The organism is Rhodococcoides trifolii, from assembly GCF_014635345.1.
Taxonomy (GTDB): domain Bacteria; phylum Actinomycetota; class Actinomycetes; order Mycobacteriales; family Mycobacteriaceae; genus Rhodococcoides; species Rhodococcoides trifolii.
In genome coordinates this window covers 574,052-597,728 of the sequence record NZ_BMCU01000001.1, presented here as the reverse complement: position 1 = coordinate 597,728, position 23,677 = coordinate 574,052, and the positions used below count along the sequence as shown (strand labels likewise).

Genomic DNA, 23,677 nt, shown 5'->3' with positions numbered 1-23,677 from the left:
GGTGTCAGGTGTCTAGCTCGGCGATCAGCGAATCCACGACGTCCCGTAGATCACCACCCGACGCGACAACCTGGCGCTGCCGCTGATACGACGCGCCCCGTCGCGGAATGTCCGCCACCGCAGCCAATTCGTCGGCACACCCGAGCCGTACCGCGACCGGCGTCAGTTTCTCCAGCAGATCGGACAGGTCGTCGGTCATGAGTCGCTCGTTGCTGTCGGCGTCGAGAATGATCTCAGCGTCGAGCCCGTAACGGGCTGCGCGCCACTTGTTTTCCTGCACGTGCCACGGAGGGATCGTCGGGAGAGTCTCACCCGCGTCGAGGCGCTCGTCGAGGTGAACGACCAGGCAGTGAATCAGGGCGACGAGGGCGCCGAGCTCACGCTTGGTGGACACCCCGTCGCACACCCGGATCTCGATGGTGCCGAGGCGCGGCACCGGCCTGATGTCCCAGTGCATTCCGCCGAGCTGATCGATCACGCCGGTCTTGAGCTGATCGTGCACGAATCCTTCGAACTGTGACCATTCGTCGAACTGGAACGGCAGCCCGGCCGTCGGGAGCTGTTGGAACATGAGCGCCCGATTGCTGGCGTACCCGGTGTCGGACCCGGCCCATATCGGGGACGACGCGGACAGGGCCAGTAGGTGCGGGTACTGCAGCAGAATGGAATTGAGAATCGGGAACACGCGTTCGGCCGATCTGATGCCGACGTGTACGTGGACGCCGAAGATCAACATCTGGCGGCCCCACCACTGCGTGCGTTCGATGAGCTCGTCGTAACTCGGAGCCTTCGTCAGCTGTTGCGACGACCATTCGGCGAAGGGATGTGTTCCGGCGCAGAAGAGATCGACGTTCAGGGGCTCGGCCGCACGCCGGACCATGTCCAGGGATCCACTGAGGTCGTCCATCGCCTCGGCGACGGTGTCGCACACCCCGGTGACGAGCTCGACGGTGTTGCGCAGCAACTCCTTCGTGACGCGAGGAGTGTCGCCGACTCGTTCCATGACCTCGGCCGCGGTGTTGGACAGGTCACGAGTCGTCTTGTCCACCAACGCAATTTCCCACTCCACGCCGATGGTCGGGCGGGGCGACGAGGCGAAGGGGACTGCGGAGGCTACTTCAGAACGGCGCACGCAACTCGGCCGCCCGCGTCGCCGGTCATCAGAGTGGTCTCGTCGGGAACCGGCGCACCGTCGGGAAGGGTGTATCGAGTGGGGATGTTGGCGAAGTTGTCCGGGCCGGCGTGCACGATCACCGACACACCCTTGCGCAGATCCTCGAGGGTGACCGTGTCCGTCGTCGTCGTGAGTTCGGCAGTTCCGTCTTCGCGCACCTGCAGCGAGGTGAGGTCACCGCTGGCGGGGTGCTCGGTACGTCCGCCGACCTGGAGATGGCCACCGGAGGAGAGGAAGTCACCGGGAGCGCCGCCGGCGGGGGCCACCGAATTCGGTTCGCACACACCGACCTGGTGGATGTGGAACCCGTGGAATCCGGGCGTGAGGTTCTCGGCCTGGACCGACACCTGGAGGAAGTCGCCCTCGTCGGTGAAGGTCACCGAGCCCACCGATTCACCCGACGGCGAGTCGAGCTCGCCGACGAGGGTTTCGCCCGAACCGCCGCCCTCGCCGCCCTCCGCGGACGCACTCGGGTTCGCCGAGCCCGTGAAGACCGGCGGCGTGGTGCCCTGCACGTCGCTGGCTTCCTCACCGGCGCTGCACGCCACGAGACCGAATGCGGCGACCGCCATCAGTGGTGCCGCGAAACGGATCGGACGTTGCTGCCAGCGGGCCATCAGCTTTTCTCCTGGGGTGTTCGGGCGCACAGTAATTTTTCGTAAGGGTATTCGGGCAAATCATAACCAGCGCGTGGTGGTACGCCCGGTTACTGGGTGACGATCACGATGATGCCGGGTGTCGAGTCGGCGATGCCGGCGAACCGCGGCTCGGCACTCACACCGAGCGTGGTGGCGATGCGCTGGGCCTCGGTGCGCTCCTGAGACGATGACTCGTCGTAGTAGACGGTGGTGGTCGGGATGGTGCCGTCGCTGTAGTTGCCGGTCTCGGCGATCGTGAATCCGGCCGCTTCGAGAGTGCTCGCCGTGGTGGCCGCAAGGCCGCCGACGTTGCTGTTGTTCAGTACCCGGATGGACGGTGCGGAGGACGATCCGCTGGTCGTGGCCGACGCAGACGTGGTGGGCGCGGCCGCGGCAGCGGAGGTGCCAGGTGCCGCGGAGGCGGCCGTCGCTGCGGAAGTCGTGGCAACGCTCGCAGCAGCGGGGGCCTCGTCGGTTCCCGCGCCGGTCAGGGAGAAGAAGCCGAGAGTGGCGAACACGATGGCCAGCGAGATGAGGACCATCGCGAGCGCGCGCAGGGGCGGCCCGGACGAGTCGGGTGCAGGCTGGGTCACGGGTTCGACCCTAGACGAGAGCGCCTCCTCGGACCGCGAGCCGGTCAGACCTCGAAGCCCAGGCGCCGTGCGGCCCGGGCCTTCTGGCGACTGGCACGCAACCGACGCAGTCGCTTGACGAGCATCGGGTCCGCAGCCAACGACTCCGGTCGATCCACGAGCGCATTCAACACCTGGTAGTACCGGGTGGCCGACATGTCGAACAGTTCCTTGATCGCTTCTTCCTTGGCGCCGGCGTACTTCCACCACTGTCGCTCGAAGGAAAGAATGTCGTGTTCACGACGGGTCAGACCGTCGTCCCCTTGCTCGCCCGCGGCCCTGTCGGCACCGCCGGACTGGCCGCGACTGTGCGCTGCTGCGCTGTCCATCTCGCTCCTCAATCGCCATAGGCCCTGCCATTGCTCGCGCCCGGTCACCCCGGTGCGTCGCATCCCCCGGCGGAACCCAAGACCGCCGGCAGGACTCCGGCTTTCCCGCACATCGAATTACATCACTGTTGTTCAGGAGCATTCAACCACGCGGCGAGACCATGCGCGCCTGTTGTCGGCAGCGGCGAGTCGCGCCGGTATCCGCGCCAGTATCCTTGTCGACCATGGCAATTCTCCCGATTCGGATCATCGGCGATCCGGTTCTGCACACACCGACCGCCACAGTGTCCAAGAGTCCGGCAGAACTCGCAGAACTCGTCGCGAACATGTACGAAACCCTCGACCTCGCCAACGGTGTCGGATTGGCCGCGAATCAAGTCGGCGAATCGTTGCGGCTGTTCGTCTACGACTGCCCGGACCACGACGCCGAGGGCAAGGTTCGTCGCCGCCGAGGCGCCGTGGTCAATCCGGTGCTGACCACGTCCGCGATCCCCGAGACGATGCCGGACCCCGAGGACGACGACGAGGGTTGCCTGTCCGTGCCGGGCGAGCAGTACCCCACCGGCCGCGCAGACTGGGCCAAGGTGACCGGTACCGACGAGCACGGCGAACCCGTCGAGGTCGAGGGCACCGGGTTCTTCGCCCGCATGCTGCAGCACGAAGTCGGTCACCTCGACGGCTTTCTCTACGTCGACGTTCTCGTCGGCCGCAATGCCCGCGCAGCGAAGAAGGCGATCAAGAAGATGGGATGGGGTGTCCCCGGCCTGAGCTGGACCCCCGGAACCGTCGACGATCCCTTCGGACATGACGACTAGCCCCGGTTCACGGGTCGTTCTGAGGTACCGCCTGCCGGCCGGAGCAAGTCACCCGATGACCGACGTCATCGGAATCCTCGATCGAGACGACGACGTCGTGGTCGTGGTCTCCGAACGCGGTGAGCGCGTGCAGGTCACCCGCGATCAGGTCGTCGCGCTGAAAGAACTCACGACGCGACCGATCCGAACGTCGGAGATCCGCGCGCTCGAACACGCGGCGGCCGACGGGTGGCCGGGCCTCGAGCAGGAGTGGATCGACGGGTGGATCCTGAAGGCGGGCAACGGTTTCACCGGTCGCGCCAACTCGGCAACGCCCCTGAGCCCGGAGGCCGGCGACCGATCCCTCGAGACCATCCGAGCCTGGTACGGCGCCCGCGGGCTCGAACCTCGACTCCTGCTGCCCGATCGACTCGGCACGGTTCCGGCAGGGTGGCAAGCAGGGCCGGACGTCCTGGTGATGGCGGCCGACGTCACCGATTTCGTTCCGCCGCAGAGTCCTCCGGTCGACGTCGGTGTCTCCCCCGACGAACAGTGGCTCGGTGCGTACCACTACCACGGCGAACCGGTACCCGACACCGGCCTTCCGGTGCTGCAGGCAGTGCGCCAGGGAACGGTCGGTTTCATCCGATTGGGCGAAACCACAACCACATTGGCGGTCACCCGCGCAGCCGTCACGACCGCGCCCGACGGCCGCCGCTGGGTAGGTCTGACGGCCGTCGAGGTGGCCGCGGCCCACCGGCGGCGCGGCCTCGGGACGCTCGTGTGCGCGGCCGCCGTCGAATGGGGACGTGAGCGTGGCGCAACACACGCCTACCTCCAGGTCGAATCGTCCAACGAGGCTGCGGTGACCATGTACCGCGGACTGGGTTTCGTCGACCATCACCGGTACAGGTACGTCGTGCCGCTCGGTTAGGGTTCACACCCGTGCGTATCGCTACCTGGAACGTGAACTCCGTCCGCTCTCGCGTCGACCGCATCGTCTCGTGGCTCGACCGCAGTGACGTCGACGTCCTCGCGATCCAGGAGACCAAGTGCAAGGACTCGCAGTTTCCGTACGAACGCTTTGCGGAGATCGGGTACGAGGTCGCGCACGTAGGAGTGAGCCAGTGGAACGGTGTGGCCATCGTGTCGCGGGTCGGACTCGAGAACGTCCAGGTGGCGTTCGAGAATCAGCCGGCCTTCGGGAAGGACACCGAGACCGATCCCGTCGTGGAGGCGCGTGCCATCGCTGCCACCTGCGGCGGAGTGCGAGTGTGGAGCCTGTACGTCCCGAACGGCCGGGCACTCGGCGATCCGCACTACGACTACAAGCTGGCGTGGCTCGACACCCTGCGCGACGACGCGGAATCCTGGCTGACGGCGGACCCCGACGCGCAGGTGGTGCTCGTCGGTGACTGGAATGTGGCGCCCACCGACGACGACGTCTGGGATCCCGAGTTGTTCGAAGGCAAGACACATACGTCCGAGCCGGAGCGCGCTCGGTTCCGCGCGATCGTGGACGCCGGGTTCGCCGACGTGGTGCGCCCGTTCACGCCGGGACCCCGCGTCTACACCTACTGGGACTACACGCAGCTGCGGTTCCCGAAGAAGCAGGGCTTGCGCATCGATTTCGTCCTGGCCTCACCCGCAGTGCAGAAGCGCGTCACGGGTGCGTCGATCGACCGTGAGGAACGCAAGGGCAAGGGCGCCAGCGATCACGCACCTGTCGTGGTCGAACTGTCCTGATCCGGCCTCGCGATCAGGTCGAGATACTCGGTGTTCTGGCCGAGGAACCGCTTGACGTAGGTGCACACGGGAGTCATCTGCACCTCGGACTCCCGCAACCCGTCGAGAGCCCCGCGCACGAGTACGGCCGCCCACCCGTGGTCGCCGAAGTCCTCTTTCACCACGGTGTGCAGAAGGGTCATCGACGCGCTCTCCTCGATGCGGTACGCGAGGATGCCCACCAAATGGTCGTCGACCCACAGGTCGAACCGGGAATGGTCGGGATTGTCGACGACGACACCGATGGCGTCAATCCCAGCGGCCGACCTCCGGCCTGCCCGGTGCGTCAGAGAATGATCCATTGTGAAAGTTCACCACCGCGCTCCGTTGCGCGTGTGACAGATGAGACTGTTGTTGTGAACTCTTGGCCGTTTCGTGGCCGAGTCGCGACCTACTGGACCTGCTCGAGCACGTCCCGGTACTCGGGATTCTCCGCCACGAACCGCTGCACATAGGTGCAGACAGGGCGAACCCTCCACCCGTACTCGCGCGCCCGATCCAGGGAGCTGCGCACCATCAAACCCGCCAGACCACGATGGCCGAAGTCCTCGGTGATGACCGCGTGCATGAAGCTGACCACGGGTGCGCGTCGTCCGCGCCCCTTGGCCTCTACCTCGAAATACCCCACAATGCCCACGAGATCACCGTTGAGGCGAAGCTCGAATCGGTTCTGATCCGAATTGTTGGTCACATCTGTGACCGGTGCGTCCGACAGCATGCTTGTCACCGCCTCCCTGAGTGAAATGGCACGACCGACTTGTGGCCTTACCGTATGTGCTTGAATGTGACGCACACCACTATCTCACAGGTCTGCCCGACCTCGCTCGGTTAGAAGGAAGTTCGTGCGCACCACCAACGATGCCGCTTGGGTGTGTGCGGTGATCACGAAGGTATGTTCTGGGACGTGACGCAACTCCCACTGACACCCGACGGACAGACGCCGATTCGTGTCCTGACCATCGCCGGAACCGATTCCGGTGGCGGCGCCGGGATCCAGGCAGACAGCCGAACCTTCGCGATGTGCGGCGTGCATGCGTGCGTGGCGGTTGCCGCCGTAACAGTTCAGAACACGGTGGGCGTCAGCGCTTTTCACGAAATTCCGCCGGAGATCGTTGCCGGCCAGGTGCGTGCGGTGGTCACCGACATCGGCATCGGAGCGGCCAAGACCGGCATGCTCGCATCGACGGAGATCATCGAGTCGGTGGCGTCGGTGTGCAACGAACTGGGGATCGGACGAGACCGCCGGATACCGCTGCTCGTGGACCCCGTCAGCGCGTCCATGCACGGTGATCCGCTCCTGCACGAGAGTGCACTCGACGCACTGCGCACCACGTTGATTCCGATGGCCACCATCGTCACGCCGAACCTCGACGAGGTCAGTCTGCTGACCGGTATCGACGTGGTCGACGACGCCACCGCGCGCACCGCCGCCGAGGCCCTGCACGCGATGGGTGCTCAGTATGCGTTGGTCAAGGGTGGCCACCTGCGGACGTCGACGTCGAGCACCGACATCCTCTTCGACGGATCCGAGTTCCTCGAATTCACCAGCCCACGCATTCACACGTCCAACGACCACGGTGGCGGCGACACCCTCGGATCGGCGATCGTATCCGCCCTCGCCCACGGGTGGACGGTTCCGGATGCGGTCGCGTTCGGCAAGGAATGGGTCACGAAGTCCCTCGCGGCGTCGTACGACCTCGGAGCCGGTCACGGCCCCGTGTCACCGCTCTGGCGCCTCCACGATGCGGAAGATGCGTAGGTCGTCCGGGACGCCGGTCAGCTTGGGCGCGAACATACCCCGCCGGTAGGGCTTGACCGTCAGGCCGAGGTCGGTCAGCGCGTCGGGCGAGAGGGCCGCCAGCGTGGCATTGGACATCATGACGTTGCCGTCCGCTCCGGTCTGCATCACCCGCGCCGCGACGGTGACGTCGACGCCGAGCCAGTCGGCTCCGACCGCGCGGGGGCACCCGGTGTGAATACCCACCCGCATGCGGGGTTGGTAGCCACCGAGCTCGACGAGGTCGAGAGCGTTCTTGGCGTCGCGCACGGCGGCAACGGCCTGATCGGCGCGGGTGAACACGACCATCACACCGTCCCCGAGACGCTTCACGATGCGCCCACCGTGATCCTGCATCGGAGTTTCGATTGCGCGGGCCACCCTGCGAAGAAGCACGAGGGTGTCTGCGTCACCCGCCGCCAGCGACCACGTGGAGAAGCCGACCAGATCGGTGAACACGATGGTGACGTCGCGCTCGCCGCGGCCTCGACCGGCTCGTTCCAGGACCGATTGCCACACCTGCAATGCCCCGAGGCCGACTTCCCGAGCCGCGCCGGGCGAGTCGTTCTGCAGCCGATCGGTGACGCGGGCGACCATCCGCGGTGCGCCCGGTCCCGCCGTCGACAGCGGGTCACCGAACGTGGGGTCACCGGGCAGCGCGTTGCGCACCCTGCGCGCCGCTTCGATGACACGCGGCGAGCGGTCGACACCGCGAGCCCAGTGGGCGACCCGCCCCAACGAGTCCTTCGCTCCGCCGATCACGGTGCCGAGTGTAGCCACGGCCGACCGACGTCTGTTATCCCGAGTTACACCAACCCTTCTACTTGGGAGCCCTCACCGAGTCGCGGTCCGCGAACGCAGGTACACCGTTCGGTCCCTCGATGGACTGCGCGTAGTTCCCGATCCCGTACGCGACCGCCTTCGCGTTGACCGCGAGCGCATCGCGATCGACGTTGGCCAAGGTGTCGTCGACCGTGTGGTAATTCGGATCGAAGGTCTTGCCCGCCTCGCCGCCCCACTTGGCCGCCTGCGCCTCGGTCTTCTCCTCGTCCGCGCCGGTGAACACTCCGCCCGCCGGAATCCCGACCTCGATGAACGGCCCGTAATCGGAGCGACCGTCGAAGTCCGTTCCGTCCGGCGCCTCGCCTTCGAGCAACAGTTGGCCGGAGAACACGCGCTCGATTGCATCCGAACCGGTAGGACCGGCAGGCGATCCCACCTTGTCCGAGTCGTCACCGTCGTACACGAGATAGCCGGCGTTGTTCGATCCGACCATGTCGAAGTTCATGTAGAGCGCGATGGCCTTCTTGCCTGCGTCGTCGAGACTCTCGACGTACTTGGTGGATCCGACGAGGCCCAATTCCTCTGCGCCCCAGAACGCGAACCGAACCGCGTTGGTGACCTGAGGCTCGGAACCCAGTTGCAGCGCAGATTCCAACACCGACGCCGTGCCGGTGCCGTTGTCGTTGATACCCGGACCCTCGGGGACGCTATCCAGGTGCGCGCCCGCCATGACGATGTTCTCGGTGGACCCGGTCTTGGTCTGCGCGATCACGTTTCGGCTCGTCGTCGTCGTGGTCGTGGAGTCGATGACCAGCGTGACCTGGCTCGGTGCGGCGAGCAGAGCAGCGCCGTCGTCGCGACTGATTCCACCCGTCGGGATCTTCGCGTCCTCCTTGGACCCGAGCGTTGCCGAGTCCAGCGGGCCGTCCTCGTTGTTCGCGACGAGAACCGCGACGGCACCGCGGTCGGTTGCGATCTGCTGCTTCTGGGCGAACGGGCATACCCCACGGGTGACGACGACGACCGCGCCCGTGACATCGAGCCCGTCGTAGTCCGTGGCTTCGCAACCGGGTGTGTCGTCCGCGGGAGCGCCGACCACACGAGCCGTGATTCCGCCCGCGGGCGTTGCCGGTGAGTAGCTCAGTGCGTTCACCACGAGGTCGCGATCGCCGAAGCGGAGAGTCTGCGTGGTGACGTCGAAGGAGTCGAACTCGAATTCTGGTGTCTCGACGTCGAATCCGGCCTCCTTCAATGCGTTCGAGACGTAGTCGACGCTCGCGTCGTAACCGGCGGTTCCTGCTGCGCGATTACCGTCGTGCGCCGCCGCGATGTCGCTGAGCTGCTGAAGGTGGCCGACGACCGCATCGGCGGACACGGACTGCGCGAGGCTTGCCCCGGTGACATCCGCCGCGGGTTCCTCTTCGGAGGACGAACACGCGACGGCCAACGCCAGGACCCCCACCACGGACATCAGCTTCGTCATTTTCATGGCCCGACCCTAACCAACGGGACCGACATCTACCGGGCGAAGACGACAAAATGCCCGCACCTGTTCGGTGCGGGCATTTCGGTGTCACAGGATCTAGGCGTCGCGCTTGTTCACCACCACGATGGAGGCGCCGAAGATGACGGCAACCCAGACTGCGAAGTACGCCAGGCTCGCCCATGGGCCCCAGTGGAAGTCGACACCGCCAGGGGTACCGAGGAAGTTATTCGCGTTGAGGAACGGTAGATACGGCATGATGTCGCGGCCGATGCTGCCGAACAAGTTGAACAGGTTCTCGATCAGCAGCGGCCACAGCAGGAGCAGCGCGATCGCTGCTGCCGACTGCCGGACCAACGCCCCGACACCCACTGCGAGGAACATGCAGAGGAAGGCGTAGATCGGCACGCTGTAGATCGGGCGCCATCCGTCCGGTCCGTCGAGTACCAGCGCGGCGCCGGCGTCCGAACCGGCGGTTGCCTTCGCGATGTAGAACGCACCGAGTGCCAGCACGAAGCTCAGGACCGCGGCGAACACCCCGATCAGGCCGGCCTTCGCCACCAGCACGCCGGCTCGATTCGGCATGGCCTGGAACGTCGTTCGGATGATGCCGAAGCGGTACTCGCTCGTCACTGCCAGGGCTGCGAGGATCATCAGGACGAGAATCCCGAAGCCGGTGACGCCTCCGAGGGCGTCGGATGCAGTGGGCAGGAAAGGCTGGAATCCGGGGTCGTTGCCTTCGGCGACGGAGTCGGTGTACGAACTGACGGAGCTCTTCGACGTCAGACCGATCACCGCGGCCAGCCCGAGTCCCAGCACGATGACGATGGCAGAGCACCACCACGGGGATTTGGTGGTCGTTATCTTGATCCGCTCGGCGGCAAGAACACTCATCGCAGCGCACCTCCCATCACGTCGTTGGCGCCTTCGCCGTGGTACTGGACATCGTCACCGGTCAGTTTCATGAACGCTTCCTCGAGGGAACCGTGATGAGACGACAACTCGTGCAACACGATTCCGTTCCTCCCGGCGATGTCACCGATTGCTTCGGTGGTCGAGTTCACCACCACGAGGGCAGGCTGCACCTCGTCGACGCGGCTCGGTTCCCGCACGGTCAGTCCGGACGACGTGAGCGCGCTGCGTAGTGCGTCGAGCTGCGGGCTGCGTACGCGTACCGATGCTTCCGAAGCCTGATCGACGAACTGGTCGACGGACGAATCCGAGATCAACCTGCCGCGACCGATCACCACCAGATGCTCGGCAGTCAAGGCCATCTCGGAGAGAAGGTGACTCGACACCAGGACGGTCCGGCCTTCGGATGCCAACTTGTGCATGAACTTTCGAATCCAGACGATGCCCTCGGGGTCCAGTCCGTTGACCGGTTCGTCGAACAGCAGCACTTTCGGGTCGCCCAGCAGAGCGCCCGCAAGTCCGAGGCGCTGGGACATGCCGAGGGAGAATCCGCCGGCCTTCTGCTTCGCCACGTCCGACAGGCCCACCAGTCGCAACACTTCGTCGACACGGGATTTCGGGAGTCCGTTCGACGCTGCCATCCACTGCAGATGTGCGCGTGCGGACCGATTGGGATGCACCCACTTCGCGTCGAGCAGAGCGCCCACCGAGCGCAGCGGCTGCTTCAGCTCACGGTAGGGCTTGCCCTCGATCAGCGCGGATCCCGAGGTGGGGGTGTCCAGGCCGAGGATCATGCGCATCGTCGTCGATTTGCCGGCGCCGTTCGGTCCGAGGAAGCCCGTGACGATTCCGGGCTTCACCGTGAAGGACAGGTTGTCGACCGCCTTCTTGTCACCGAACTGCTTGGTCAGTGATGTCACTTCGATCATGCCGCCAAGCATGGTCGTGATCGGGCGCGATCACATCCACCCCGGGTCTCGACTGCGATCATCCGAAAGGATGAGGTTGACCCTGAGACCCCTGCTACTCCACATCCGGCGACGACGCCTGCGCCCAGAACCGCTTCGGGATCCGCCCGGCCAACGACGCCTGCCTCCCCGCCACGACGGCCGAGGCCATGGCCGACGCCATGAGCGCCGGATTCTTCGCCCGCGTCACCGCCGTCGCGAGCAGCACCGCCGAGCAGCCGAGCTCCATGGCCGTCGCCGCGTCGCTGGCGGTGCCGATGCCGGCGTCGAGGATCACCGGCACTCCGGCTGCCGCAGTGATCATTTCGATGTTGTGCGGGTTGGCGATACCGAGGCCGGTGCCGATCGGCGACCCGAGGGGCATCACGGCCGCGCACCCGACGTCCTCGAGGCGCCGGGCCAGTATGGGGTCGTCCGTCGTGTACGGGAGCACCACGAAGCCGTCGTCCACGAGATCTTCTGCGGCAGAGACTAGTTCGATGGCATCAGGAAGAAGAGTGCGTTCGTCCGCGACGACCTCGAGCTTGATCCAGTTCGTCTCCAGCGCCTCTCGGGCCAGGCGTGCGGTCAACACCGCTTCCGCCGCGCCGCGGCAGCCGGCGGTGTTGGGCAGCAGCGCAATACCCAGCCGTCTCAGCAAGTCCAGCACACCGGTTCCACCCGACGCGTCGACCCGTCGAAGGGCGACGGTGGTCAGCTCGGTACCGGACGCGATCAGCGCTTCCTCGAGCACCGACAGATTGGCCGCACCGCCGGTACCCATGACCAGACGGGACGAGAAGGTGCGGTCCGCGATCTCGAAGGAGTCATCCACCCTGCACCGCCGTGAGCACGTCGATGCGCCAGCCGCGTCCGAGTTCGTCGTCCCAGCGGGTCTTCGTGAACACGGTGCCGTCGACGGCCACCGCGATCCCCCGCTCGGGCAGTGCGAGGGACACGAGCATCTGCCGCACCGTAGTGCCCGGCGTGAACTCGTGGTCCTCGCCGTTGACGGTGACTCCGATCATGATGAAAACCTTTCCAGTGATGCTGATGTGGCTTCGGGTAACGCCGAACCGTCCAGTTCAGCGAGTACGGCATCGGCGGTGAGCGGAGCGAGGAGCATGCCGTTGCGGCCGTGGCCGGTCGCCACGACAGTTCGTGCGTCGACGCGTCCGATGAGCGGCACGTTGTCGGGGCTCATCGGACGCAAACCGGCTGCGGCCTCAGAGAATTCGTAGTCCGCAACCCCGGGGAACACGCGTTCGGCGTCGGCGAGCAGGTCGCGCACGCCGCCGACGGTCACGGTGGTGTCGTCTCCGTGCTCGTATTGCGTTGCACCGACGACCAATCCGTCGACGCGGGGAACGAGGTACACCGAACGTCCGTTCACCGAGGCCCGAACCGTACGAGTCGGACCGGCCGGCGACCCGGAACGTGCACGCAGCCGCAGTATTTCGCCCTTCACGGGACGCACCGGCACCGACGGGCACAGGCGAGCGGTTGCCCATCCTGCGGCCAGCACCACCTGATCCGAGCCGAGCGCGGACACGTCGTCGACCCGATCCTCGGTCAGGTCGACCCCGGCGGACACCGCAGCGGTCATCAGTGCAGCCACCACCCGCCGGTTGTCGACCGCGAGTTCGGCGGGCGCAAGCAGGCCCAGCCGAACATTGTGCGACACAGCCGGTTCCAGCGATTTGACGTCCCGGCGCGACACGATCTCCATCTCGTGGCCGCGGGCGGTCACGAATTCGGCGACGGTGCGCAGGTCCTCGGCGTCGGCCGCATCGAAGGCGACCGTGAGAGCGCCGCGAGCGGTGATCAGACCGTCGGCACCGAGATCCGACACGAACGTGGGCCACCGCCGCAGCGATTCTGCCCCGAACTCGAGCGGACCGTCTTCACCCGGCCACCCTTCGGACAGCGGGGCGAGCATCCCGCCGGCCACGTGGGACGCGCCGCGCCCGATCGCGGGATCGGCAATGCGGACTGCCCATCCGGACCGGGCTGCGCGCCAAGCGATCGACAATCCGATCACACCGGCGCCGACGACCGTCACCGACTTCATGCTCACGCCCTCTATCTCCCTGCGCCGGCATTATCCGGATCAGGTGGTTACGGTCAGAGCCGTCCGCGGCTCACTCTCAGCCCTGCGATCATCAGGGCTCCCGTGCTGGAACTGTTACACCCGTGAGACTACCGTGCTGCCCATGACCTCCCCGCGGGAAAGACTGAATTCGGCGCAGCTCTACCTGTGCACCGACGCGCGTCGGGAACTCGGCGACCTTGCGATTTTCATCGAGAAGGCCCTGAGCGGCGGGGTGGACATCGTGCAACTGCGCGACAAGGGTTCGGCCGGTGAGCGTGAGTTCGGCCCGATCGAGGCCAAGGAGGAGCTGGCGGCTCTTGCCGTCCTCTCCGCCGCGTGCCGTCGCCACGGCGCGCTCCTCGCGGTGAACGACCGCGCCGATCTCGCGCTGGCGTCGGGAGCCGATGTACTGCATCTCGGGCAGGGCGACCTGCCGGTGCACTACGCCCGGCAGATCGTCGGCCCGGACGTCGTGATCGGGCGGTCGACGGCCACCCGCGCGCAAGCGGCGCTGGCCGACATCGAGGACGGCGTCGACTACTTCGCGTCGGGTCCGGTCTGGGCCACCCCGACGAAACCCGGCAAGACCGCGGCCGGTCTCGAGACGGTGCACGAAGTGGCGGACTCTCTGCCCACCCGGCCGTGGTTCGTGATCGGTGGGGTGAACGCAGAGAACGTGGGCGAGACCCTGGCCGCCGGCGCGACGCGCATCTGCGTGGTGCGAGCCATCACCGCAGCGCGCGATCCGCAGGCAGCCGCACGCGAGCTGAAAGACGCGTTGCCCGCGATCTAACGACCCAGCGCCGACGGTCCTACCGCGTCGACTCCGTGGGGAAGCCGTCCGCGCAAGCCCTTGTCGGCGGTGACCACGAGGGTGGGACCGACCGCTTGCGACGCCAACTCGACCACCGTGTCGTCACCGCCCGGCGGCGCGACGACCGTCACCACCGCGGGGTGGTCCGACACGGCGGTGGCGGCGTCACCTTCGAGCACGGCGACGATTCGAGAGACCCAGCCGAACCCGCCCGACGGCAGTTCCAGGGTGCGCGGAAGCGATGCGGCCAACTCCGAGAGAAGCGCGGTCGTCGCGCCGGGTCGGTCTCGCCACCACGCCGACTCCCCGGACTTCGTACCGACCGCGCCGAGCAGGTTCGCCGTGTCGAGAACGACGTCGACGGCCGGCGCTCGCAGCGTCGGCCAACTGACGGCGAACGCCGGATGCAGGGGAAGCGAGTCGACGTCGGCTTCGGCGACCCACCGCAACTCGGTGCTTTCTCCGTTCGGAACGGTGGACAGTGCGTGGTCGGCGTCGGCGACGACGGTCGTGTACGACCATCCGCTGTCGGCAGTCGCAGTCACCCGCTCTGCTCGGACCGCCACCTGCGACTCGCGGATACCTGCTTCCTCGCCGGCCTCGCGCACGGCGGCGTCGACGGGCGACTCGTGGCTGTCCATGGCTCCGCCGGGCAGCGCCCACGTTCCGCCCTGATGCGACCAGGCAGCGCGGTGCTGAAGCAGGACCATGGACCGTTGCTCCTGGTCGGGCGCGCGCAACAGCAGGCCGGCGGCACCGTTTCGACCCCAGTGTCTGGTGCCGTCGGCTCCGAACACCCAGCCGTCCCCGTCGCCTTGCACCCGAATTCCCCCACATCCTTGCCGTCGCATTCCGTCCTCTCAGACTAACGCTCGGCGGACCGCGACCGATCTTGGTGAAGGAGGATTCGCCAACCCGGACGGGCTCGTCCTCTTGGCTTTATGCTCAGAAACCGGGCGCTGAAAACGAAAGGGTGCGAGGTGTACGTGCAGACGAGTGGGCTCGCGCTTCCGCGGGCAGCATCCACTCGTTCCGAACGGTCGGAGATCCTGCATTCCACTCCGATCAAGCTGATCGTCGTCGGCATCCTCGTCGCCGCGACGCTGATCACCACCGCCGTCGTCACCACGTTCGCCGTCGCCGACAGGCAGAACACACTCGACACCGTTCTGTCCCGCACCGAACCACTCTCCGACGCCGCGCAGAACCTGTACGGGCAGCTGTCGGTCGCCGATGCCGCTGCGGCGACCGCATTCCTGTCCGGTGGTCTCGAGCCGGCCGCGGTCCGTGACCGTTACACACAGGCCATCAGCTCCGCCGCGGGCGAGGTGGTGCGTGCGTCGACGGGCCTCGACGCCGACGACTCCACCTCTCAGACGACCCTCGCGAAGATCTCGTCGAGCCTGCCCCTCTACGCCGGGATCATCGAGACGGCCCGCAGCAACAACCGGGTCGGCAACCCCGTGGGCGCCGCGTACCTCGCCGAGGCGTCGACCCTGATGCAGACGTCGATTCTTCCGTGGGCCGAGGAGTTGCACAGCACCAAATCCGACGACGTCCGAGCGGCGCAGGAGCAGTTCGACCGTCCACCATGGCTGTCTCTCGTCCTGGTGGTGTTCTCGATCGTCGTTCTCGTTGCGGCGCAACGGTTCGTGTCGCGGAGAACACGCCGCACCCTCAATCCCGGACTCGCACTGGGCAGTGTCGCGATGGTGGTGCTGTTCGTGTGGATGCTCGTCGTCGGACTCGTCTCGTCGACCTCGACCAACCGTGCACTCATGCGTGGCGCCGAACCCGTCGATCGACTCACCAGCGGTCGAATCCTCGCCCAGCAGGCACGAACCGACGAGACCATCGGTATGGCGCGGCGCGGTGGAGTGAACGATTACGACCAGTCCTTCACTGCCGCCATCCAAAGCCTGAACGGCGTTCTCTACAGCCTGCAGCAGGACAGCTCGCTCGACAACACCCGTATCGATGCATCCCTGGCGCTGGTCGACCAGTGGACGAAGTCGCACGAGCGCATGAACGCGTCGCTCGCGGTGGGCGACTTCGCAACGGCGGTCGCCATCGCCACCGGAACCAACGACGGCGACTCGGCGGATATCTTCGCCGATCTCGAAGACGAGCTGGTCCGGGAAATCGACGTGGCGCGAGAAGAGTTGCGAAGCAACATTGCTCGCGGCGCGAGCGTTCTCGACGGGTTGGCCGTGGGCATCTCGGTTCTCGCGGGGAGTTCTCTTCTCGCCGTCGCCGGTGGCCTCGGTGTGCGACTGCGGGAGTACTTGTGAGAAAACAGATCGCGCTGTTCGCCACCGTCCTTGCCCTGGCCGGCTGCGCCGAGGTCACACCCGTCCCCACCAGCCCCGAGTCGACGACGCAGCCCGCACCGCTGCCGGACGGAACCTCGACCGTCACCGATGTCGTTGCGCCCGAGCCACATCCGGTGGACTGCGGGAACCCGGTAGCGAGCCTGCGTCCGCGCCTCACCGTGCCCCCCGGCACCCCGCCCCCGATCACCCCCAACGTCGACGCCATCCGAGCTCGCGGGCGTCTGATCGTGGGGCTCGACACGGGAAGCAACCTGTTCAGCTTCCGTGATCCGCTCACCGGTGACGTGGAGGGTTTCGACGTCGACATCGCCCGCGAGGTGGCACGCGATCTGTTCGGAGACCCCAACCGGGTGGAGTTCCGCATCCTGTCGTCCCTCGCTCGCACCAGCGCACTGGTGAACGCCGACGTCGATGTCGTGGTCAAGACCATGACGATCAATTGCCAACGACGGCAACAGGTCACGTTCTCCACCGTCTACTATCAGGCCGATCAGCGGATTCTTGCCGTGAAAGGGTCCGGCATCTCGAGCGCCGGAGACCTCGGCGGCAAGAAGGTCTGCGTCGCGAGCGGTACCACCTCGCAGTCCCGCATCCAGGTGCTGCAACCACCGGCGCAGATCATCAGCGTTCCCAGTTGGGCCGATTGCCTGGTGGTGCTCCAACAGCGCGAGGTCGACGCGGTCAGCACCGACGACTCCATCCTCGGCGGCCTGGCTGCCCAGGATCCGTACCTCGAGATCGTCGGCGGCAGCCTCGGCGCCGAACCGTACGGAATCGGGATCACCAAAGGTCACGACGACCTCGTTCGCTTCGTGAACGGAACACTCGAACGCATTCGTTCGGACGGTACGTGGAACGACATCTACGACCGCTGGCTGTCCGTCCTCGGCCGATCTCCCGGTCCCCCCTACCCCACGTACAGCGAGTAGCGCCGTGACCGAGACCGGAGACGATCAGGCGGTGGACGACCAAGCGACGCGCGCTGCGGTGCGTCCCGAACCGGACGACGCCACCGTTGCGTCGTTGCGCGCAACCCCGCCGAACTTCGACGACGAGGAACCGGAGGGCACCAAAGCGGTTCTGCGCGATCCTTCTTCGCGTCCCTCGCGCCGGTCCCGCTCGGCGCGCAATCGCACGACGGGAATGCGTCGCCGCCTCGGCGGTGGCCTCGTCGCCATCCCCCGCATCGAAGTCGTGGATCCGTCGACCGCGGTGATGGCCGACCCCCGGGTACCGGAGAGCAAGAGGTTCTGCTGGAAATGCAACGCTCCGGTGGGTCGGAGCATCGACGGCAGACCAGCAACACCTGCCGGTGAATGTGCCCGCTGCGGAACGCACTTCGACTTCTCGCCACTGCTCGAACCGGGTGAGATGGTTGCCGGGCAGTACGAGGTTCAGGGGTGCATCGCGCACGGCGGGCTCGGCTGGATCTACCTCGCCATCGACCGCAACGTCTCCGACCGCTGGGTGGTTCTGAAGGGGCTCTTGCACTTCGGGAACGCCGAAGCGCACGCCGTCGCGGTGTCCGAGCGACAGTTCCTCGCCGAGGTCACCCATCCCGGAATCGTCAAGATCTACAACTTCGTCGAGCATCCCCGCGACGACGGATCCCAGACCGGGTACATCGTCATGGAGTACGTCGGCGGTCGGACGCTGCGTCAGATCATGACGACCACGGGATCGCAGACGAAGATGCCGGTCGAGGAGGCCATCGCATACCTGATCGAGGTGATGCCGGCGCTCTCCTACCTGCACTCGATCGGATTGGCGTACAACGACCTCAAGCCGGAGAACGTCATGGTCAGCGAGGATCAGATCAAGCTGATCGACCTCGGCGCGGTCACGGCCATCGAGGACTACGGGTACCTGTACGGCACCGCGGGATATCAGGCGCCGGAGATCGTGCGGACCGGGCCGACGGTGTCGTCCGACATCTACACGGTGGGACGCACTCTGGCGGTACTCACCCTCGACATGAAGTCCGAGAACGGGCGCTACCTCGATGGGTTGCCCGAGGACGCCCCGCTGCTGGACGAGTATCAGTACTACCGACGACTCCTGCTCCGCGCGACGAACCCGGACCCGAACGCCCGCTTCGTCTCCGCCGACCAAGCGGCCAGTCAGCTGAGCGGTGTGCTGCGGGGAATTCTGGCGCAGAACACCGGTGAACCGCACCACGCACTGTCGGCCGTGTTCAGCCCACAGCGCACCACGTTCGGCACGGACGAGAAGGTGGCCACCACCGACGTCTACGTCGACGGCATCTACCGCACCGAACGTCTCGATCCACGAGACGTCGTGGCCGCGCTGCCGATTCCGCTCATCGACACGTCCGACCCGAGTGCGCCGGTGATCGCCGCCGCCATGCACAGCGAGCCGGAACAGACGCTGGAGTCGCTGCGACTGGCCCGCGAGAACGGTATGGACAGGGTGGTGGGGAGCAGTTCCGTCGAGTCGGTGCTCACCGAAGCGCGTGCGTACCTCGATCTGTCCGAAGGCGAAGCAGCACAGTCTGTTCTCGATCGGCTCGCCTCGGTCGAGGGGAACTGGCGCGTCGACTGGCACCGAGGGTTGACGTGTCTCCTCCGCGGCCGATACGAGCAGGCGTGGGACAGGTTCGACTACGTGCTGTCGGCGATGCCGGGTGAGATCGCTCCGAAACTGGCCTTGGCCGCAACAGCCGAACTCGTTGCGCAGGAGAAGAACTCCGGCGACGAGCAGAAGTCGGTATGGCAGGACCGTGCGGAGGAGTTCTACGAGGCGGTGTGGCGGACCGACCGCACCGTCGTCAGTGCCGGTTTCGGTTTGGCGCGCCGCCTCTGCGAAGGTGGGGCGCTCTTCGACGCGATCGTCACCCTCGACCAGGTACAGGCGACGTCCCGTCACTACTCGATGGCACGCATGACGAGTGTGCTGTCACTCCTCTCGGGCGACGCGGCGGACGTCGACGAGGCGGCGTTGTACGAAGCCGCGCGACGGGTGGAAACGCTTCCACCACAAGAGAGTCGAGCGCTACAACTTCGTACCCGCGTTCTCGGCACCGCGCTCGAATGGATGGAAGCCGGTCACACACCCGAGGAAAATCGCACGCTGCTCGGCACGCCCTTCACCCGCGACGGCCTCCGCCGCGGAGTCGAGTCGGCGCTGCGTTCGTTGGCCCGCACCGCCAAGACTCGCCGTCACCGATACGCGCTGGTGGACCTGGCGAACGCGGTGCGGCCGCGGTCGTTCTTCTAACCCACCAACCTCGCCGCCGCCCTGGCGATCGCCAACTCCTCGTTCGTCGGCACCACCAGCACGGTCACCGGGCTGCCGTCGGGTGAGATAGCCCGCGCATCCTTGCTGCGCACCGCATTCCGCTCGGGATCGACCACGATGCCGTACATCTCCAGACCTGCGAGCGTATCCGCTCGGACGTTCAGATCGTTCTCGCCGACGCCGGCGGTGAAGGTGATGACGTCGACGCGACCGAGGGCGATCATGTACGCGCCGAGGTACTTCCGGAGACGGTGAATGTAGACGTCGTACGCCAACCGCGCCGCGTCGTCGCCCGACTCGATCTTGGTCCGCAGTTCACGGAAGTCGTTCACACCACTGAGACCCTTGATGCCCGATCGCCGATTGAGCAACTCGTCGATCTCGTCCACGCTCATGTCCGCGCTACGGCGTAGGTGCATGATCACACCGGGATCGATGTCACCGCTTCGGGTGCCCATGACCAGACCTTCCAGTGGGGTCAAACCCATCGACGTGTCGACGGCCGCCCCACCGCGCACGGCCGACGCCGACGCGCCGTTGCCGAGGTGCAACACGATCTGGTTCAGTGACGTCGGGTCTCGGTCCAGGAACTCCGCGACCCGCCCGGACACGTACTCGTGCGACGTTCCGTGGAACCCGTACCGGCGAACCCCGTGTGCCGCCGCGACATCGGAGTCGATTGCGTACGTGGCGGCGGCAGCCGGGAGTGCGTGGAAGAACGCGGTGTCGAACACCGCGACCTGCGGAATATCCGGCAATTCCCGACGCGCCACCTCGATGCCCTGCAGGTTGGGCGGGTTGTGCAGCGGCGCAAGCGAACTGAGCTGATCGATCTTGCGGCACACGTCGTCGTCGATCAAGGTCGGTTCGGAGAACACTTCACCGCCGTGCACCACGCGGTGACCCACTGCGGTCACACCGGCATCGGAGAGATCGATACCGCGTTCCTTCATCATCTCGAACGCGGACCGTAATCCCGCACCGTGATCGGGAAAAGGCGCCGAGTTCTCGGTGGTCTCCCCCTCGTACGTGAGCGCGACATGTCCGCTGGACTCGCCGATGCGCTCGACCAGACCGCTCGCGATGCTGCGCCCGTCGGACGGGTCCACCAGTTGGAACTTCACGGAGGACGAACCGGAGTTGATCACCAGTACGGACACTGTCCCGCCTTACTTCGACTGGGCCTGAATGGCCGTGATGGCAACGGTGTTGACGATGTCCTGCACCAGCGCTCCGCGCGAGAGATCGTTGACGGGCTTGCGCAGACCCTGCAGCACAGGACCGACCGCGACCGCGCCGGCGCTGCGCTGCACCGCCTTGTACGTGTTGTTGCCGGTGTTCAGGTCGGGGAAGATGTACACGGTTGCCCGGCCCGCGACGTCGGAGTCGGGGAGCTTGGACTTCGCGACGGACGGGTCGATCGCTGCGTCGTACTGGATCGGACCCTCGACCAGAAGATCCGGACGGCGCTCGCGCACGAGAGACGTTGCGGTGCGGACCTTGTCGACGTCCGCGCCCGTGCCCGAATCTCCGGTGGAGTAGGACAGCATGGCCACTCGCGGTTCGATACCGAACTGCTGCGCCGTCTGCGCTGACGAGATCGCGATGTCGGCCAACTGTTCCGATGTCGGGTCGGGCACCACGGCGCAGTCTCCGTAGGCCAGCACCTTGTCGGCGAGGCACATCAGGAAGATCGACGAGACCGTCGATACTCCGTCCTCTGTCTTGATGATCTCGAACGAGGGCCGGATGGTGTGTGCTGTCGTGTGGGCCGCGCCGGACACCATGCCGTCGGCAAGTCCCTTGTGCACCATCATCGTTCCGAAGTACGAGATGTCCGTCATCACCTCGCGGGCACGGTCCAGCGTCATACCCTTGTGTTTCCGGAGTTCGGTGTAGTCGGCGGCGAACTCCTCGGCGTAGTCCGACGACGACGGGTCGAGGATGGTCGCGTCGTCGAGGTCGACACCCAGTTCCGACGCCCGGCGGCGGATCGCTCCCTCGGCTCCCAGAATGGTGAGGTCGGTGACCTGGCGCTGCAGCAGACGTCCGGCGGCGCGAAGAATTCGATCGTCCGATCCCTCGGGGAGCACGATGTGTTTGCGGTCGGCACGCGCTCGGGCGAGCAGTTGGTACTCGAACATCTGCGGCGTGACGACGGACGGCATCGTGATGTTCAGGCGCTCGACCAGGGTCCGGCCGTCGACGCGTTGCTCCATGAGCGACATGGCGGTGTCGACTTTGCGCTGGGAGCCCACCGCAACCCGGCCGCGCGTGCGGGCGGCGGCGCTCGCCGTCTCGTACGTGCCGAGTGTCGTTGTGAGAATCGGCAATCGAGGTTCGAGGCCCGTGATCAGCTTGGCCATCATGGGATGCGGCTCGAGACCACCGTTCATGATGATGCCGGCGAGAGAGGGAAACCCGTCGGCCTCGTGGGCGTTGACCAGCGCCAGCAGCACGTCCGATCGGTCGGCGGGCGCGATCACCGCGACACCCTCCCACAACCGCTCGAGAATGTGCTCGGCCGTCATTCCCCCGACCATCACGTGCAGTGCTTCGCGTTGCAGCAGTTCGGGATCCCCGCTGTAGAGCTGCCCGCCGATGGACTCGAGCAACTCTGCCATGGTCGGTGCCACGAGCAGCGGTACCTCGGGCAAGCTCCACGCGGGAACGTCGACCACCTTCAGAGCTTCGATGACGTCGTCCAGTTGGTCGGGGTCGCATCGGTTCGTGATCACGGCCACGAGATGTGCACGGTGCGTTGCCAATTCCGATGCGCAGAGCTCGGCGAGGTGCGCGATCTCCTTGGGGGTGCGTTCGGATCCGCGCAGCGCCAGCAACACCGGAGCACCGAGGTTCACCGCGATCCGGGCGTTGAAACCGAGCTCGCTGGGACTTCCCACGTCGGTGTAGTCGCTGCCGACGATGACCACGGAATCGCACTGGTCCGCCACCTCGTGATAGCGGCGGACGATCTCGGCGAGGGCAGCATCCTGGTCGGCGTGCACCTCCTCGTAGGTGACGCCGAGGGACTGTTCGTAGCTCAGGTCGGCCGTCGTGTGGTCGATCATGAGCTCGAGGATGTAGTCGGGCTCGGACGTCGAGCGGGCGATGGGCCGGAAGACGCCGACCCGCGCCGTGGTCGCGCACAGCATCTGCAACAACCCGAGAGCGATGGTCGACTTGCCGGTGTCGCCCTCGGGCGAGGCGATGTAGATGCTCGACAGGGTGTGCGTTTCGGGCGTTTCGGCGGGCGCAGCGACCATGGAAGTCAGCCTAGAGGTAGGTCGTCCGCTCAGGACTGCGCGAGTAGCTCCTCGGACGACGTCACGGTCGCGATCATGCTTCCCAGTGCACCCATCACAGCGGAGTGCACCTGGGCGCCCGGGACGGAGGTTCCGTCGAACTCGAGGTCGGGCGCCGCGCACGCGTCGTGCACGACGGTCACCGGGTACCCCAGGTCGTCCGCGGCGCGCACCGTCGCGTCGACGCACATGCTGCTCATCATGCCCACCACGACGAGGGAGTCGACGCCGAGCGACTGCAGCTGTTCGTGCAGTCCGGTGTCGCGGAAGGAGTTCGGGTAGTTCTTCTGCACCACGGGCTCGCCGTCGGCCGGGGTCACGGCGTCGTTGATCTCGATTCCGGCGGTGCCGGGCCGCATGAACGTGGCGTCGGAACCGTCCCACACGTGCTGCATGTGCACGATCGGCGCACCCGACGCACGCTGCTTCTCGAGGACTTTCGCGGCAGCCGCGGCGGCGGCTTCGGGTCCGACCAGGGGAAACGCTCCACCGGGAAAGTAGTCGTTCTGGATGTCGATGAGGAGAAGTCCGGTTGTCATGAGTCGAGCCTGCACGTTCCACCGGACTGCCACGGCGTTTCGAGGTGATCCCGACCACACGGGTAGGCAACGTCGATGATGA

The 23,677-nt window shown here is 66.3% G+C and carries 25 protein-coding genes and 1 riboswitch; of the genes, 8 read left to right on the top strand and 17 right to left on the bottom strand.

Annotated features, from left to right (window positions below; genetic code table 11):
• Positions 1 to 4: 4 nt before the first annotated feature.
• The 4 genes from IEW02_RS02805 to napA form a co-directional block, all read right to left on the bottom strand.
• Entirely contained in the window at positions 5 to 1,132 is a 1,128-nt protein-coding gene (locus IEW02_RS02805) for a glutamate--cysteine ligase (protein WP_188543159.1), read from the bottom strand.
• On the bottom strand, positions 1,114 to 1,791 hold the full coding sequence (gene sodC, locus IEW02_RS02800) for a superoxide dismutase[Cu-Zn] (protein ID WP_188543158.1): 678 nt from the start codon (positions 1,789 to 1,791) through the stop codon (positions 1,114 to 1,116). The genes IEW02_RS02805 and sodC overlap by 19 nt, the downstream gene beginning before the upstream one ends.
• Positions 1,792 to 1,880: 89 nt before the next feature.
• Positions 1,881 to 2,405: a LytR C-terminal domain-containing protein gene (locus tag IEW02_RS02795; RefSeq protein WP_188543157.1), complete on the bottom strand. Its 525-nt coding sequence runs from the start codon at positions 2,403 to 2,405 to the stop codon at positions 1,881 to 1,883.
• Between the two features lie 44 nt (positions 2,406 to 2,449).
• Complete coding sequence (napA, locus tag IEW02_RS02790; RefSeq protein ID WP_188543156.1) at positions 2,450 to 2,773, bottom strand: nucleoid-associated protein NapA; 324 nt, start codon at positions 2,771 to 2,773, stop codon at positions 2,450 to 2,452.
• A gap of 224 nt (positions 2,774 to 2,997) precedes the next feature.
• Between napA and IEW02_RS02785 the strand changes: the two genes are divergently transcribed.
• From IEW02_RS02785 to IEW02_RS02775, 3 genes are read left to right on the top strand one after another with little or no spacing between them, the layout of a single operon-like run.
• Positions 2,998 to 3,588 carry a peptide deformylase gene (locus IEW02_RS02785; protein WP_188543155.1) on the top strand — a complete coding sequence of 197 codons (591 nt, stop codon included), beginning with the start codon at positions 2,998 to 3,000 and terminating at the stop codon, positions 3,586 to 3,588.
• Complete coding sequence (locus IEW02_RS02780; RefSeq protein WP_188543154.1) at positions 3,578 to 4,501, top strand: N-acetylglutamate synthase, CG3035 family; 924 nt, start codon at positions 3,578 to 3,580, stop codon at positions 4,499 to 4,501. Before IEW02_RS02785 ends, IEW02_RS02780 begins: the two co-directional genes overlap by 11 nt.
• 11 nt (positions 4,502 to 4,512) lie before the next feature.
• The gene (locus IEW02_RS02775) at positions 4,513 to 5,313 is read left to right on the top strand and encodes an exodeoxyribonuclease III (protein WP_188543153.1); all 801 of its coding nucleotides are present in this window, start codon (positions 4,513 to 4,515) and stop codon (positions 5,311 to 5,313) included.
• Here the strand turns inward: IEW02_RS02775 and IEW02_RS02770 are convergent.
• Complete coding sequence (locus IEW02_RS02770) at positions 5,283 to 5,654, bottom strand: GNAT family N-acetyltransferase (protein ID WP_188543152.1); 372 nt, start codon at positions 5,652 to 5,654, stop codon at positions 5,283 to 5,285. The genes IEW02_RS02775 and IEW02_RS02770 overlap by 31 nt on opposite strands.
• An 89-nt stretch (positions 5,655 to 5,743) precedes the next feature.
• Positions 5,744 to 6,070, bottom strand: coding sequence for a GNAT family N-acetyltransferase (locus tag IEW02_RS02765; protein ID WP_188543969.1), 327 nt, complete (start codon positions 6,068 to 6,070; stop codon positions 5,744 to 5,746).
• Positions 6,071 to 6,256: 186 nt separating this feature from the next.
• Between IEW02_RS02765 and thiD the strand changes: the two genes are divergently transcribed.
• A complete protein-coding gene (thiD, locus tag IEW02_RS02760; protein WP_188543151.1) occupies positions 6,257 to 7,111 on the top strand; it encodes a bifunctional hydroxymethylpyrimidine kinase/phosphomethylpyrimidine kinase in 855 nt (284 codons plus the stop codon).
• Here the strand turns inward: thiD and IEW02_RS02755 are convergent.
• From IEW02_RS02755 to thiO, 7 genes are all read right to left on the bottom strand, one after another.
• The gene (locus tag IEW02_RS02755; protein ID WP_229745747.1) at positions 7,073 to 7,891 is read right to left on the bottom strand and encodes an adenylate/guanylate cyclase domain-containing protein; all 819 of its coding nucleotides are present in this window, start codon (positions 7,889 to 7,891) and stop codon (positions 7,073 to 7,075) included. The genes thiD and IEW02_RS02755 overlap by 39 nt on opposite strands.
• Before the next feature lie 58 nt (positions 7,892 to 7,949).
• The gene (locus IEW02_RS02750; protein WP_229745746.1) at positions 7,950 to 9,401 is read right to left on the bottom strand and encodes a M28 family metallopeptidase; all 1,452 of its coding nucleotides are present in this window, start codon (positions 9,399 to 9,401) and stop codon (positions 7,950 to 7,952) included.
• A 93-nt stretch (positions 9,402 to 9,494) separates the two neighbouring features.
• A complete protein-coding gene (locus IEW02_RS02745; protein ID WP_188543149.1) occupies positions 9,495 to 10,289 on the bottom strand; it encodes an ABC transporter permease in 795 nt (264 codons plus the stop codon).
• Entirely contained in the window at positions 10,286 to 11,236 is a 951-nt protein-coding gene (locus IEW02_RS02740; RefSeq protein WP_188543148.1) for an ABC transporter ATP-binding protein, read from the bottom strand. Before IEW02_RS02740 ends, IEW02_RS02745 begins: the two co-directional genes overlap by 4 nt.
• Before the next feature lie 94 nt (positions 11,237 to 11,330).
• On the bottom strand, positions 11,331 to 12,089 hold the full coding sequence (locus tag IEW02_RS02735) for a thiazole synthase (protein WP_188543147.1): 759 nt from the start codon (positions 12,087 to 12,089) through the stop codon (positions 11,331 to 11,333).
• Complete coding sequence (gene thiS / locus IEW02_RS02730; protein WP_188543146.1) at positions 12,082 to 12,282, bottom strand: sulfur carrier protein ThiS; 201 nt, start codon at positions 12,280 to 12,282, stop codon at positions 12,082 to 12,084. Before thiS ends, IEW02_RS02735 begins: the two co-directional genes overlap by 8 nt.
• Positions 12,279 to 13,325, bottom strand: a complete 1,047-nt coding sequence (thiO, locus tag IEW02_RS02725) for a glycine oxidase ThiO (RefSeq protein WP_188543967.1) — start codon at positions 13,323 to 13,325, stop codon at positions 12,279 to 12,281. Before thiO ends, thiS begins: the two co-directional genes overlap by 4 nt.
• Positions 13,325 to 13,439, bottom strand: a riboswitch (TPP riboswitch). Its footprint overlaps the gene before it by 1 nt.
• Positions 13,440 to 13,467: 28 nt before the next feature.
• On the opposite strand from thiO, the gene thiE reads away from it, so the two are divergent.
• Positions 13,468 to 14,139 carry a thiamine phosphate synthase gene (gene thiE / locus IEW02_RS02720; protein WP_188543145.1) on the top strand — a complete coding sequence of 224 codons (672 nt, stop codon included), beginning with the start codon at positions 13,468 to 13,470 and terminating at the stop codon, positions 14,137 to 14,139.
• Here thiE and IEW02_RS02715 read toward each other — a convergent pair.
• Positions 14,136 to 14,981, bottom strand: a complete 846-nt coding sequence (locus IEW02_RS02715; RefSeq protein WP_188543144.1) for an NUDIX hydrolase — start codon at positions 14,979 to 14,981, stop codon at positions 14,136 to 14,138. The genes thiE and IEW02_RS02715 overlap by 4 nt on opposite strands.
• Positions 14,982 to 15,140: 159 nt before the next feature.
• On the opposite strand from IEW02_RS02715, the gene IEW02_RS25045 reads away from it, so the two are divergent.
• The 3 genes from IEW02_RS25045 to IEW02_RS02705 are packed head-to-tail and all read left to right on the top strand — an operon-like array spanning position 15,141 to position 19,730.
• Positions 15,141 to 16,451 (top strand): GlnX family signal transduction membrane protein, encoded by a 1,311-nt coding sequence (locus IEW02_RS25045; protein WP_229745745.1) that lies wholly within the window; start codon positions 15,141 to 15,143, stop codon positions 16,449 to 16,451.
• Positions 16,448 to 17,422: a glutamate ABC transporter substrate-binding protein gene (locus IEW02_RS25040; RefSeq protein WP_229745744.1), complete on the top strand. Its 975-nt coding sequence runs from the start codon at positions 16,448 to 16,450 to the stop codon at positions 17,420 to 17,422. The genes IEW02_RS25045 and IEW02_RS25040 overlap by 4 nt, the downstream gene beginning before the upstream one ends.
• A 4-nt stretch (positions 17,423 to 17,426) precedes the next feature.
• A complete protein-coding gene (locus tag IEW02_RS02705) occupies positions 17,427 to 19,730 on the top strand; it encodes a serine/threonine-protein kinase (RefSeq protein ID WP_188543142.1) in 2,304 nt (767 codons plus the stop codon).
• Here IEW02_RS02705 and IEW02_RS02700 read toward each other — a convergent pair.
• The 3 genes from IEW02_RS02700 to IEW02_RS02690 are packed head-to-tail and all read right to left on the bottom strand — an operon-like array spanning position 19,727 to position 23,595.
• Positions 19,727 to 20,911 carry an acetate kinase gene (locus IEW02_RS02700; protein WP_188543141.1) on the bottom strand — a complete coding sequence of 395 codons (1,185 nt, stop codon included), beginning with the start codon at positions 20,909 to 20,911 and terminating at the stop codon, positions 19,727 to 19,729. The two genes, IEW02_RS02705 and IEW02_RS02700, sit on opposite strands and share 4 nt — an antisense overlap.
• 9 nt (positions 20,912 to 20,920) lie before the next feature.
• A complete protein-coding gene (pta, locus tag IEW02_RS02695) occupies positions 20,921 to 23,017 on the bottom strand; it encodes a phosphate acetyltransferase (RefSeq protein ID WP_188543140.1) in 2,097 nt (698 codons plus the stop codon).
• Positions 23,018 to 23,046: 29 nt separating this feature from the next.
• Positions 23,047 to 23,595: a cysteine hydrolase family protein gene (locus IEW02_RS02690; protein ID WP_188543139.1), complete on the bottom strand. Its 549-nt coding sequence runs from the start codon at positions 23,593 to 23,595 to the stop codon at positions 23,047 to 23,049.
• Positions 23,596 to 23,677: the final 82 nt, after the last annotated feature.